Below are 13,010 nucleotides of genomic sequence, written 5' to 3' on the forward strand. Positions count from 1 at the left end.
GGCTACAGCTTGTTCGCCTGAAGCCACGCCTGGAACATCAGGATGTCCCAGAGATAGAAGTGCCAGTTGCGTGTGCCGCTGAGATGCTCCTGCCACTTTTGCCGGATCGGAGCGGGATGGAAGAAGCCTTCGCGCTTCAATCGTGATTCGCTCAGCAAATCCTCCGCCCACTCACGCAGCGGACCCCGCAGCCAGATCTCCAGCGGGATGCCAAAGCCTTGCTTCGGGCGGTCGATCAGCGCCTTCGGTACGTGACGATAGAGCGTTTCGCGCATCAGCCATTTGCCTTTGCCGTTGCGCACCTTCATCGAATACGGGATGCGCCACGCGAACTCGATCAGTTCCGTGTCCAGCAGCGGAATGCGTCCTTCAAGGCTCACGCCCATCGCAGCACGGTCCACTTTGACCAGAATGTCACCCGGGAGGTAGGTCTCCATGTCGAGATGCATCATGCGGTGGGTGAAGTCGCTGACGCGGGGCCAGGAAGCCGTGTTCGTAATCGCGGTCACAGGATCCTGGCCGTCGATGACAATGTCCGTGGGCTTCTTCCAGTAGGACATGAGATTGAGATAGAGCGTCTCCACTCCCGGTGCGGCCACGACTTCGGCCAACTTGTGCAGTTTGTCGCCGACCGGGATGTGACGCAGGCGTTTGGGCAGCAGCTTGGCGCCTACAGTGTTCATGACGCCTGGTGGCAGCAGCGTGAGCGCTTCGGCGGTCAGTCGCTTCATCACCGGCGGCATCCACGAGATGCGATCCCAGATGCTGCGGCCCATGGCATAGCGTTCGTAACCACCGAACAGCTCATCTCCTGCGTCGCCGCTCAGCGCCACGGTGACGTGCTGGCGCGCCATCTTGCAGACGAGATGCGTGGGGATCTGCGAGTAGTCGGCGAACGGTTCGTCATAAAGAGCTGGAAGCTGTGGGATCACGTTCAGCGCGTCCTCGCCCGTGACATACATCTCCGTGTGTTCCGTGCCGAGATGTGCGGCCACGCTCTTGGCAACTTCGGCCTCGTTGTACTGCTTCTCGTGAAATCCGATCGTGAAGGTGCGCACAGGGCGTGCGCTCTGCGCCTGCATCATCGCCACGATGAGAGAAGAGTCGATTCCGCCGCTCAGGAACGCGCCCAGCGGCACATCGGAGATCATGCGCATGCCCACGGCCTTCTTCAGCAGCGCTTCAAAGGCGTCAATGGCCTCGGCTTCGGTGCCGGTGAAGGGATGATCGAGCCCATGTTCGACGACTCGCGGCAGACTCCAGTAGCAGTTGGGTTGAGGTCGCTCGGACGGCGATTTCAACGTCAGCATCGTCGCTGGCGGGAGCTTTTTGAAACCCTGATAGATGCACAGCGGATCAGGGATGTAGTTGAAGCGCAGCAGCGAGGTGAGCGCTTCACGGTCCACCGAAGCATTGAAACCGGGAAAGCGCTGAATCGCCTTCAGTTCGGAGGCGAACACAAACGTTTCGCCGACCCAGCCGTAGTAGAGCGGCTTCTCGCCCATGCGGTCGCGTGCGAGATGCATGACACGCTCCTGCCTGTCCCAAACCGCAAACGCGAACATGCCATTGAAACGCTTCGTCGCCTCGACGACGCCCCACTGGCAGAATGCGGCGAGCATGATTTCGGTGTCTGAGTGTCCGCGCCAGGAATGACCGAGAGGTTCGAGTTCTGCGCGCAGGTCTTGAAAGTTGTAGATCTCGCCGTTGAACACGATGACGAACCGGCCGTCGGCGCTGTCCATTGGCTGATGGCCGAGTGGCGAGAGATCGAGAATGGAAAGACGACGATGACCAAGCGCGATGCCGTTGGTCGAATCGACCCATGCGCCCGCGTCATCCGGACCGCGCAAAACGATGGCGTCTGTCATCGCCGTGACGATGGCGTCCATCTCGTGGGACGGTCGTGATTGAGCCGGAGCGAAAAAGCCTGCGATGCCGCACATGGGTCAGGAATGGGGGAGCGGTGTGGTCAGCGGAACCGACACCGGTAGTTTGGCAGACTCTGATGATCCGTGCGGCGCGTTGAGCAGGCTGTTGAATTGCAGGAGGACGCTTCGGAGGGAGAATTGCTGTTCGATCCGCTGCCGTGCGTCGAGGTCTTGCAGGATGCCCGCGTCGAGGATTTCGAGACAGGCCCTCGCGAGTGCCTCGGGATCGCTTGGCGGAACGATGCGGCCGGTCTCGCCCATGACCCAGCGCGTGTCGCCGATGTCTGTGGCGACGACGGGAACGGCGCATGCCATGGCTTCACCGATGACATTGGGAAAGCCTTCTCCAAACGCGGAGGACGACACGGCAATGTTGAGTGACGCCGTGAGTTCGGGCAGGTCGTGACGTTCGCCGAGGATCTGGATGTTGTCGGGCACCTCGAGTTCTTCGGTTCCTGCGCCGACGATGATGAAATGCGTTTGCGGACGTTTTTGAGCGATGATTTTGGCGGCGGCGATGAAGGTGGTATAGTCCTTCATGGGCGCGTTGCGGCCGAAGCGGCCGATGCGACCTGCGACCGGCGTTCCGGGCTGCCATTTGGCGAGATCGAAGCCGTTGGGAACGAGTTGCGTTTTCGAGGCCCGATAGCCGATGGCCTCGTGTTGCTTTGCACCGGTCTGCGTGTTGTAGGTGATGCGTTGTGGCATCCAAGACAGCCATGCGAGAGCACGGATGACCAGCGCGGAGCCGCGTTTTTCGTGCTTCAAGTCGTAGAGGCTTTGGCGGATGTTCCAAATTAATGGAATGCGTTTCAGACGCATGAATCTGGCCAGCACAGCGGCGAAACAGCCGTGATACATCCAGCCCATCAGGATGTCGGCCTTGGTACGCCTAACGATCCGGAATAAACGCCAGAGCGAACGCAGCGTGGGTTTGCCAGCGGGCATGTCGAGGCTGTGAACTTCGATTCCCGCTTCGCGCAGCGCGGTGGCGTGCTTGCCGCCGGAGGTGAGCGAGATGACGACGTGCTGAAACTTCGGCAGCCCTCGGATGAGCTGGGCGAGCATCATCTCCGCGCCGCCGCTGCCAAGACCGGTGGTCAGCCAAAGCACTTTTTGAGAGAGCAGACGGCTCGTGCGTTCGATGAGCTTCTCGACGCTGAACTCGTCCACGATGCGCTGACGTGGATGGTTCGCTTGAAAAGCAAGCATGCATTGAGCCAGTGCTTCGTGATCGCCTGCAGGAAAGGTTTGCGCCTTGTCTCCGATGATCCACGCGCTGTCGCCGACATCGCTCGCAATGCAAGGAACGCCGCAGGCCATCGCTTCGCCGATGACGTTGGAAAAACCTTCGCCAAACGCCGAGGAGTTTACGAGGCAGTCCATTTTCGCGTAGATGGCGGGCATGTCGTTCTGCGCAGGAAGCCAGGTCACGCGTTCGGCAATGCCGAGTCTCGCGGCGAGGTCGCGCATTTGTTGTTCGTAGGCGTCGTCGCCGGAACCGACGATCAGGAACCGGGCGTGAGGATCGAGCGCAGCGGCGGCGAGGAAGGTGGCATGATCCTTCATGGGGTTCATGCGTCCCACAAGACCGAAGGTGAGCGTGTCGGAAGCGGTTCTCGGCTGAGGCCTGAAACGTTCAATGTCGATGCCGTTTGGAACGACATGCATCGTGGCGATTGGATAACCACGGGCTGCGTAGTAATCGCGTCCTGCCTTGGAATTGCAGATGATGAGATCGGTAAAACGCGCGAGCAGGCAGTTGAGGCGGAAGCTCAGTTTGCTGAGCGCACCCCAGAGATGTGCATCGGTCTGTGAGTCACGCACGCCCCAGACCACACGCGGCGAGCCGCAGAAGGGTTTCAGGAACAGCGCCATGAGGTTGGACTCGGCCAGATAGCCGTGAAGAACTTCAGGTCGAATGCTGCGCGCTGCGTGGACGAGGCGCAGGAAAAAGCCGATCAAGTCCCAGCGGCTCTTTTTGCCGACACAGATCGTCTGCACGCCGCCGGATTCGAGTTCTGCGCGGAAAGCGCCGTCATAAAAATGCAGCACGGTGACCTCATGGCCTTCGCGCACGAGACCCTTCGCGAGCAGGACGAGCTGTCGCTGTGCTCCGCCGTGACCAAGGTCACGAATGATGAAGGTGATCTTCATGACTGGGGCAGGGGAGTGTGAGGACGTGCCGCCGCCTTGGCGGGCGAGTTGAGCACGAGGCGGAACCTCCCGCTGAAGACGAGATTGCAGCAGACTGCGGCGGTGAACCAGTAGTGCGGTGATTCGACGAGGATCTGGCTGCACGGAACGAACAGCCACAGAGGAACAAGACAGTAAAAACCGCGGAACTTGAGCGCGAGTGAGCGGAAGGTCAGCAGGAAGAGCGTGCTGACATAGAGCAGTGGACCGAAGATGCCGATGTCGATCCAGAGCGAGACGACCTGATTGTGCGGCTTCCAGACGCTGGTTCCCGCGCCGGTGCCGTGTCCCCACATCGGCTTCTTGCCCGCGGCCTCCCAGCCGTCCTGCAGGTCTTTGCCACGTTCCGGTGACTTGATGCGCTCGAAGTCGAGTTCGTAGATCGCCTTGAGACGGTCTGCCGTGTCCTTGTTGGTGACAATTCCCACCTTGGTCGAGGTCTCTGAGAGAATGGCGATACCCCCAATGGCCAGCGGCACGCTGACGGCGACGATGAGGAGCATGCCTGCATAGTGCTGGCGCAGGTTTCCCACCATGTAGCAAAACAACAGGCAGGAGTACACCGCCATGCCGCTGCGGCTGAGCGTGAGGGCGATGGCAGGGGAGACGACTGCGATGAGAGCGACGTTCCACCAGAAGCGCCGGTTCAGCGTGAACATGACTGCGAGCATCAGGCTGATGATGATCGGCGGATCGTTTGGATCTTCGGGGAAGCCGGCCATGCGACCGTCGATGCGCGTGAATTTCTCAAAGCCCAGCCATTCGTAGTAGACACAGCCGGCGCAGACCAGCGAGGTGCAGACGGCCACCCACATCGCGACGCGACGCCACGATTCTGTCGAGAGGAGCAGCACGGTGGTGAACGTCACAAGGAAGTTCGAGAGCAGACTCATCACGACGATGCTGTGATCTCCGAGCGCCGTGATGGTGAAGCGCTGCAGGAAGGTGGCATCGAGCACTCGCAGCAACGGCACCAGCAGCATGAGAAAGGCGGGCGGGCAGATGCTCGGCCGGTTCAGCATGACCATCACGCCTGCGGCGGCGAGCGTGAGCAGGGTGTAGTCGCGCGGCTTGAAGGGCAGCACGCCGACATCGTCCGCCCACGAGAGCGATTTGGTCATCGCGGGCACTAGCAGTGCGAGTGCGGCGAGGATGAGCAACTGCACCAGACGTTCGTGGCGTTTTTCCACCGCAGACATGCGGGCATGTCTCATGGGAACGGAGGGGACGGCGTTCATGCAGCTTCCTCCCTCCGGCGAATGACGACAAGGCAGGTGCCGCAGGTGGCCGCTGCACAGATGGCATGCACGATCACGGTGGAGAGCGCGATGCCCGCTGCACCGAGATGACGCATGAACAGCCAGTTGAAACATGCATTGAGCACGAGGGCGCTGAAGGCGATCGTCAGCATGAAACGCGAGGCCTGAAGCGACACCGCAATGCGCGCTGCGACAGTGCCGAGGATGTAGAACGGAATCTGGAAGGCCGCTAAGCGCAGCACTTCGGCGACGCGCCGGGTGTCATCCGGCCCGAAAGCTCCGCGCTCGAACAACGTGCTGACGATCCACGGTGCCAGCAGGCACAGCATCAGCGTCAACGGCAAGGCGGCTGCGACGATGATTCCGGCGCTGCCGAAGAGACGTTTGCGCAGGCCGTTCCAGTCGCGGCGCGCGACGAGTTCGGCGAAATGAGGAAACAGCACGTCCGATGCCGGTCCGGCGGTGACTGCGAGCACGATGGCGCAGACTTTGTCGGAATAGCCAAGTACGGCCACGGAACCTGCGGTGAGCCATGCGGCCATCGTTTGATCCACGACGATGGCACTGCCGAAAGCGACGCCGCCGAGCAGAAACGGCAGCGCATTGCGCAGCACGACACGCAGCCCCGGTTCCCAATGCTGCAGCGAACAGCGCCACCAGCCTGAAGAGCGGGGCAGACGGCGGGCGATGGCCACCAGCAGCACCGTGAGATGCGCGGCGGCTCCCCAGACAGTGCCGGACACGAGCGTCCATGCGCTGACCTGATCACCTGCGAGAAGCAGTGCGGTGACAATGCCGAGCGGAACGAGCATCGGAGCCGATGCGGCCAGCAGAAAGGTTTTGCCGGCACGCAGCCATGCACCGAGATGCTGGGCCAGTCCGAAGCAGAGCAGGAATGGGACGAGACCGCGCAGGAGTTTCGCGGCGAGCGTCTGCTTGGCGGGATCGAACCCTTTGGTCGCCCAACCGACGACCCACGGGGCGGCGAGTGCCAGGACGGAACCGCAAATCAGCAGGGCGGTGAAATGCCACGCAGCGCACTGGACCCCGAGCCGGTCGGCACGGCGCAGACCGCGACGCTCACGCAGTTCGGCGTAGGCCGGCACAAACGATTCCGGCAGTCCGCCTGCCAGCACGGTGCTGGCGAAGGTGAAAAAGGCGAACACCAGCATGAAGGCGTCGAGGTCATCCGCCGTGCCCAGTTTGGCGGCGACGACCGCGTCTTTGGCGAAGGCGACGACCTTCCCCACCATCGTGAGCATGGCCACCAGCACGAAGCCCGAAACCACGGCGGACCCCCTCCCTCTGGCAAGCAGAGAGCGAAGCGGGGCGGGCAGGGCGATGCGGATTGCAGGCATTCATATAAACTATAAACACCATAAAACATTTGAGCAAACGACCGCTCGGAGTTTTTCGGGGGTGCCGACGCTTCTTTCAGGCTCCTGATTTGACCGTCCGCCCCGGTCAGAATCAGAACGCTAGCAGGCCTTGGGCTCGAGGTCCAAACCTGCGCCCGTTGTAGTCAGTTCCAAGCACACCACGCTCTGCCCTTGAAGCGCGTATTTCCGGCCTCCGGCGTGGGTTACTTGTCCGTTGGGAAAGGAGGGGCTCAGGGAGGTGTCAAAAGCGAGTGTCCAAACGATGTCTTTGTCCCCGGGTAGAATGAAAGGCTCGGAGGCGGAACCGTTGTTGAACAGGAGCAGCAGGGGAGTGGAGCTGTCGTTTTGAGGCCCCAGCAGCGCTCCGAAGCAGCGCCTCTCCTCGCTATGCCATTCCTCGTGACAGAGCAGGGTGCCGTTGCCTTCGAGCCAGGTGACATCGCGCAGGCCAATGGTGGGGTTAAGTTTGCCGTCGAAGTAGGTGCTGCGGCGGAATGTGCCGAGTCTGCGGCGAAACGTGGTCATGCGCCGGGTGAAGTCGAGCATGTCCTTGTCACAGTGGTTCCAGTCGAGCCAGCTGATCTCGTTGTCCTGGCAGTAGGCGTTGTTGTTCCCGCCCTGCGTGCGCCCGCGCTCGTCTCCGGCGGTGAGAAAGGGGACGCCGAGGGAGCACATCATGGTGGCGATCATGCCGCGGCGGAGCCGTGCCCGCGCCTGAATCACCTTCGCATCCTTGGTTTGTCCTTCGACGCCGCAGTTGGTGCTGTGGTTGTGGTTGTCGCCGTCCCGGTTGTCCTCGCGGTTCGCCTCGTTGTGTTTGTGCGAATAGCTCACGAGATCCATCAGGGTGAAACCATCGTGCGAGGTGAGGAAGTTGATGCTCGCAATCGGCGGACGCTGGTTCCAGCCGTAGATGTCCTGACTGCCGCACAGACGTTTGGCAAACTCGGCGGTGGCACCCGGATCACCGCGCCACCAGCTGCGCACGGTGTCGCGATACTTGCCGTTCAGTTCGCGCCAGGGCTCTGGGAAATGGCCCACCTGATAGCTGTCCTCGCGTGAGATGTCCCAGGCTTCGGCGATGAGTTTGACCTTGGACAGCACCGGATCCTGCGCCACCGCGCTGAGAAACTGCGACTGAGGATTGAAGCCATCCTTTTCATTTCGAGCCACCGTCACGGCCAGATCAAAGCGGAAACCGTCAACGTGCATCTCCGTGACCCAGTAGCGCAGGCTGTCGAGGATGAGCCGCAGGGCCGGCGTGCTGGCGGAGTCGACCGAATTGCCGCAGCCGGTGACGTTCAGATAGCCTGCGCCGTCCTCCCCGTAATGATGCCGGTAGTAGCCATGATCGTCGAGCCCGCGAAACATCAGTGACGGGCCGTATTCGTTGCCTTCGGCCGTGTGATTGTAGACCACGTCCAGAATGACCTCGATTCCGGCGGCATGCAGGGCTTTTACCATCGTCTTGAACTCGCGCACTTGTTCCTGCGGGTCCTTGGCGGCGGCGTATGTGTTGTGCGGCGCGAAGAAGCCGATGGTGTTGTAGCCCCAGTAGTTTGTCAGCTTGCGGCCCAGAAGAAAGCCGTCGTCCAGATGCTGATGCACCGGCAAAAGCTGCACGGCGGTGATGCCGAGATCCTTCAGGTAGGACGTCACCGAGGGATGCGCGAGGCCCGCGTAAGTGCCGCGGATTTTTGCGGGAAGGTCAGGATGCGTTTTGGTGAAGCCCTTCACATGCAGCTCGCAGATCACCGTGTCACGCCAGGGCACCCGTGGCGCGGCATCTCCGGCCCAGTCGAACATCTCGTCGATCACGACGCTTTTCAGGGCCTTCGCCCCGTTGTCGACACAGCCGGGCGCGTGCTGCGGATCAGGCACGGTGCGCATGTGCTCCGCCTCGTCAGGCCGGCCGTGGATCGCACGTGCGTAGGGGTCGAGCATGAGCTTCTTGGCATTGAAGCGCATCGCGTTCTTTGGCAGCCAGGGACCGAGCGCTCGGTAACCGTAAAGCGTGCCCGCCTTGACGTCGCGGACGGTGGCATACCACAGGTCGCATTCGGTCCGCCGCATGCGTATGCGGGCGGTCTCGCGGGAGTCGTCGTCAGGATCATACAGGCACAGGTCCATGGCCGTCGCATGCCGCGAATGGACCACGAACCGCGTTCCTTCGCGCTGCAGCGTCACGCCTGGAGTCAGCGGCTGATCGCCGGTTTCAAATGAAACAGGGGCTGGGGAGACGGGGGCTGGCACGGCTGTATGAGTGGGGAGCGCTTTCTTCCGCGCAAATCTTCGTTTCCAGCTGTCGAGCAATGGTTGCATGAGTCCCATCACGCACAACGTTTGCCACCCCGCCATGATTTATCGCCCGATTTTTGCCCTGCTTGTCCTGCTGATTGCCACAACACAGGCTTTGGCCCTTGCTCCTGCAAACCCGGCACGTTTTGAAAAAGCCATCCTGGCGTTCGAAGCGGAAGACGCCGCCAAGGCGCCGCCGAAGGACGTTACTTTGTTCGTTGGCGCTTCCAATGTTCGCCGTTGGGAGTCGTTGTCGAAGCGATTCAGCAAGACGCCGGTGCTCAATCGTGGGTTCGGCGGCTCGCAGATCAGTGACCTGGTGCATTTCGCCGATCGCGTCGTCATCAAATACAAGCCGAAGCAGATCTACCTCAACTCAGGCGGCAACGATCTGCACTACGGACGCACGCCGGAGGAGGTCCTGGCTTCATTTGAAGCTTTCGCGACCAAAGTTCACCAGGATCTGCCGCAGACAAAGCTCGCCTTCATTTCGATTCCCACCGCGCCTTCACGTCAGGACGACGTCGAACTCGTCAAAAAGACCAACGGCCTCATTTCTGCCTGGTGTGCGAAGAACGGTGTCGAATTCATCGACATCTTTCCACATCTCCTCGGCGCGGATGGAAAACCGCGTCCTGAGCTCTATGTCGAGGACAAGCTGCACTTCAGCGAAGCCGGTTACGACGTCGTCACCTCCGCGATCCGCTGGCAGAAGGAGATTTTCGCGTTCGCCGCCCAGGATGCGAAGAAAGCACCGCCCTCGAATCCGATCATCTTCACCGGCAGCTCCAGCATCCGTCGCTGGAACTCGCTCGCAGACGATTTTCCGGGCCTTCCCGTCATGAACCACGGTTTCGGCGGCTCCGAGGTCTTTGACGCGTTCAACTATGCCGATCTGCTCGTGATCAAATATCATCCGCGTCAGGTCGTGATGTATTCAGGCAGCAACGACATCGGCGCAGGCAAGACGCCACAGCGTGTGCTGGCCGACATCAAGGCCTTCGTGGCCAAAGTGCACGCCGCGCTGCCCGACTGTCGCATCAGCTACATCTCCAATGCGCCGAACCCAAAGCGCTGGAGCTTGGTGGACAAGATGCGCGAGCTGAACCGCCTCGCCGAGGAGTTCTGCAAGACCGACAAACGCCTCGAATACATCAACACGCACGACGACATGCTTGGCGCAGACGGCAAACCGCTGCCGGACATCTTTGTCTCAGATCAGCTTCACATGAATCCGAAGGGCTATACGATCTGGACCAAGATCATCGCCCCGTATCTGCTGAAGTAGCCGTTCACACCAGCCCTTCCTTCACCGCCTTCGCGATGGCGCTGCCGCGGCTGCGCACCTGCAGCTTCACATACACGCTGCGGATATACTCGTCGGCGGTGTAATAACCGATGCCGAGTTGAGCGGCGGCGTCCTTGATGGTGCTGCCGTCCACGAGGAGTTTCAGGATGTCCATCTCACGCGGTGTGAGGCCATAGTCATTGGGCGCGGCCGTGTTGGCCTTGGAAAACATCTCCAGCACGCGGCGGGCGATGGTCGGATTGATCGGCGATCCTCCGGCCGCCGCGCTGCGAATGGCGGCGGCGATGTCCTCGGTGCTGGATGTCTTGAGAAGATAGCCAGCCGCACCGGCACAGATGGCGCGGAAGATCTTATCGTCTTCTTCAAACACCGTGAGAATGACGATGGCGGTTTCCGGTGCGAGCTGCCGCAGACGTGCGATGCCGTCGATCCCGCTCATTCCTGGCAGCCCCACATCGAGCAGCAGTACCTGCGGCGCGGCCTCGGCGGACAGCGCGGCGAAGGCATCCTCGCAGGCGGTGAGACGTCGCGAGCATGAGATGCCTTCGAGGCGGTTCAGGGCGCGCGCGAGGCGCGCGCCATAGGTTTTGTGATCCTCGATGAGCCAGACGTGGATGGTTTCAGGCATGAAGCGGAAGTTTGATGGTTAATACGGTGCCCGTCGATGAAGACGTGATCCCGGCGCTGCCCTGATGCTTCGCCGCACGGCGTCGCAAATTGGTGAGGCCCATGCCTGAAGTTTCAGCGGCGGGATCAAAGCCTCTGCCGTTGTCCTGCACGGTCAAAACGACCGAATCACGATCGGGCGCGAGGGAAATGCTCACCTCGGTGGCCGCGGCATGACGCGTGATGTTGTGCAGCGCCTCCTTGAACATGAGGATCAGGTCGCGCTGGCGGTCCACGGCGAGAAGCCGGGTCTGCGCGTGACCGTCGATGCGGATCTGATGCTGGATGCCGCGCAGCATGCGGTCCGCCGTCTCGCGCAGGAGTGTGGGCAGATCATCGGTGCCGTAGCGCTCGCTCTGCATCAGCCGTGTGATGTCGCGCATCGCGCTCACGGTTTCATCGGCGATGTCCTTGATCTCGGTCAAATCATCGCGTGCAGGACCGTCCTTGCCGCCCTCCGCGAGGATGTCCTGCGCGATCAGTGCGATGCTGCCCAGGCTGCTGCCGATCTCGTCGTGCAAATCCTGTGCGATGCGCTGGCGCAATGCCTCCATTTCGGCGAAGCGCGTCCGCCGGTGCTTCTGCATGATCATCAATGCCGCGATGATGCCGAGCGCCAGCACGGCGGCGAGCACCCCGAGCCCCAGCCGCTGCCACCAGCGCATGATGCTTTCACGTCTCGCGTCCAGCACAGCGAGCTGATGTGTGATTTCACGGCGTTTCGAAAGTCCGGCGAGCCACGCAGGCCACGGCACGATGTCGGCGCGGCTCGTGAAACCGTCCACCAGAGCAGCCCGCGACCAGCCGCCTTTTTCCGTCGAATCCGACGCAGTGACATCGCTCCCCGGGGCGATGTTTTTCTCGCCGGACCACACCTGCATCTCCGCCATCGCGAGCACCACACTGCCGTTGCTCACATGCGGCTCCAGCACCTGCAGGCGCACAAAGCGCGCGCGGTGGCCGCTGACGATCGTCACCACGTTGTCGCCCGGGACGGCGTTGTAACTGCCGGACTGCGGCCCGTTCAAGAGGAGCGGTACGTCATTTTCCTTCTCGCGCAGCTCGATCTGATAGCGCACGGGAAAGCCATAGCCGTGGCTGTGCGCGAACTGCGGCGGATGCGCGGGGAAAAGCCGGACCTCATCGACCTCCTTCACGCTGCCGAGATCAACCTCCACCCACGGATTGTTCCAAGGGCGGCTCTCGCTCGTGGGAACGCTGCGAAAGCCGAGGGTCGGACTCTTCTTCGTGCCAAGCGCTGGACCGAGGACAGTGTGCCCGTCCACGAGATTGATGCGTCCCCAGTCGGGTCGTGTTCCCTGGCTGCTGCTCGCCCGCACCGCGTCCGGGCCGATCGCCTCCAGCCGTGCACCAAGGTTTTGATTGCCCTGAAGCAGCATCGCTTCGCCCAATGCGAAGAAGCTGCGACCCTTCGCCTCAAACAACCGCGTGGCCGTGATGCGCACCTTCTGCGCCATGCGTCCGTCCGCGGGGATCACCACGGGAAGCAGGCCGGGATTTGGAAAGTCCTCGTCTGTGTAGTCGGCGATGATCGTGCGCTCGTTGTCGTCGCCCTCGCCGAGAAGTTCGACATAGAATCTCCGCGGAAAACCGTAACCCACGCCCACCGTGCCTCCGTTCGGCGGCGGTGCGATGAGCACCACGGCATCGATCTTCCGCGCCTGTCCGAGATTCAACTCCACCCACTCCGCCTTGTCCGGCGAGGTCGAGTAATCGCTGTGCCAGCCAAGTCGCTGCGTGAGCTGCTCATCTGGCACAGCGGGCAGGCCGGCCAGTTGCTCCTGCAAAGTCACACGCTGTGCTTCGAGATTCCGCATCTCGGGAATCCAATACGTCGGTGAAAAATCCGCACGCACATGCAGACTCCACAGCAACGGCAGCAGAGCCATGCCCGGCCAGGAATGGAGGAGCAAACGCACGACGCGCGAGTGTAGCCACGCCATCGTCCCGC

At 61.6% G+C, this 13,010-nt stretch carries 8 protein-coding genes; 1 reads left to right on the forward strand and 7 read right to left on the reverse strand.

Features of this window, described 5'->3' with window-relative positions; all coding sequences use genetic code 11:
* Positions 1 to 2: 2 nt before the first annotated feature.
* The 5 genes from asnB to glgX all read right to left on the reverse strand — a co-directional run bounded on the left by asnB (position 3) and on the right by glgX (position 9,018).
* Positions 3 to 1,946: an asparagine synthase (glutamine-hydrolyzing) gene (gene asnB, locus KDL09_RS12720; RefSeq protein ID WP_294385528.1), complete on the reverse strand. Its 1,944-nt coding sequence runs from the start codon at positions 1,944 to 1,946 to the stop codon at positions 3 to 5.
* 3 nt (positions 1,947 to 1,949) lie between these two features.
* Positions 1,950 to 4,088 carry a glycosyltransferase gene (locus KDL09_RS12725; protein ID WP_294385532.1) on the reverse strand — a complete coding sequence of 713 codons (2,139 nt, stop codon included), beginning with the start codon at positions 4,086 to 4,088 and terminating at the stop codon, positions 1,950 to 1,952.
* Positions 4,085 to 5,341: an O-antigen ligase family protein gene (locus KDL09_RS12730; protein ID WP_294385534.1), complete on the reverse strand. Its 1,257-nt coding sequence runs from the start codon at positions 5,339 to 5,341 to the stop codon at positions 4,085 to 4,087. Before KDL09_RS12730 ends, KDL09_RS12725 begins: the two co-directional genes overlap by 4 nt.
* 20 nt (positions 5,342 to 5,361) lie before the next feature.
* Positions 5,362 to 6,744: a lipid II flippase MurJ gene (locus KDL09_RS12735; protein WP_294385536.1), complete on the reverse strand. Its 1,383-nt coding sequence runs from the start codon at positions 6,742 to 6,744 to the stop codon at positions 5,362 to 5,364.
* A gap of 120 nt (positions 6,745 to 6,864) precedes the next feature.
* Positions 6,865 to 9,018 (reverse strand): glycogen debranching protein GlgX, encoded by a 2,154-nt coding sequence (gene glgX / locus KDL09_RS12740; protein WP_294385539.1) that lies wholly within the window; start codon positions 9,016 to 9,018, stop codon positions 6,865 to 6,867.
* A 103-nt stretch (positions 9,019 to 9,121) separates the two neighbouring features.
* Here glgX and KDL09_RS12745 point away from each other — a divergent pair, with 103 nt between their 5' ends.
* A complete protein-coding gene (locus KDL09_RS12745; protein ID WP_294385541.1) occupies positions 9,122 to 10,351 on the forward strand; it encodes a GDSL-type esterase/lipase family protein in 1,230 nt (409 codons plus the stop codon).
* Positions 10,352 to 10,355: 4 nt separating this feature from the next.
* Here KDL09_RS12745 and KDL09_RS12750 read toward each other — a convergent pair whose 3' ends face one another.
* Both KDL09_RS12750 and KDL09_RS12755 read right to left on the reverse strand, forming a co-directional pair.
* The gene (locus KDL09_RS12750; RefSeq protein ID WP_294385544.1) at positions 10,356 to 11,000 is read right to left on the reverse strand and encodes a response regulator transcription factor; all 645 of its coding nucleotides are present in this window, start codon (positions 10,998 to 11,000) and stop codon (positions 10,356 to 10,358) included.
* Positions 10,993 to 12,978 carry an ATP-binding protein gene (locus KDL09_RS12755; protein WP_294385546.1) on the reverse strand — a complete coding sequence of 662 codons (1,986 nt, stop codon included), beginning with the start codon at positions 12,976 to 12,978 and terminating at the stop codon, positions 10,993 to 10,995. Before KDL09_RS12755 ends, KDL09_RS12750 begins: the two co-directional genes overlap by 8 nt.
* Positions 12,979 to 13,010: the final 32 nt, after the last annotated feature.

Origin of the sequence: Prosthecobacter sp. (assembly GCF_020439865.1) — a bacterium.
In the GTDB taxonomy this organism is placed as follows: domain Bacteria; phylum Verrucomicrobiota; class Verrucomicrobiia; order Verrucomicrobiales; family Verrucomicrobiaceae; genus Prosthecobacter.

What these genes read in the sequence shown, in the direction of transcription:
- asnB (WP_294385528.1), bottom strand. Translation starts at nt 1,946, where the DNA reads ATGTGCGGCATCGCAGGCTTTTTCGCTCCGGCTCAATCACGACCGTCC.
- KDL09_RS12745 (WP_294385541.1), top strand. Translation starts at nt 9,122, where the DNA reads ATGATTTATCGCCCGATTTTTGCCCTGCTTGTCCTGCTGATTGCCACA.
- KDL09_RS12725 (WP_294385532.1), bottom strand. Translation starts at nt 4,088, where the DNA reads ATGAAGATCACCTTCATCATTCGTGACCTTGGTCACGGCGGAGCACAG.
- KDL09_RS12730 (WP_294385534.1), bottom strand. Translation starts at nt 5,341, where the DNA reads ATGAGACATGCCCGCATGTCTGCGGTGGAAAAACGCCACGAACGTCTG.
- KDL09_RS12735 (WP_294385536.1), bottom strand. Translation starts at nt 6,744, where the DNA reads ATGCCTGCAATCCGCATCGCCCTGCCCGCCCCGCTTCGCTCTCTGCTT.
- KDL09_RS12750 (WP_294385544.1), bottom strand. Translation starts at nt 11,000, where the DNA reads ATGCCTGAAACCATCCACGTCTGGCTCATCGAGGATCACAAAACCTAT.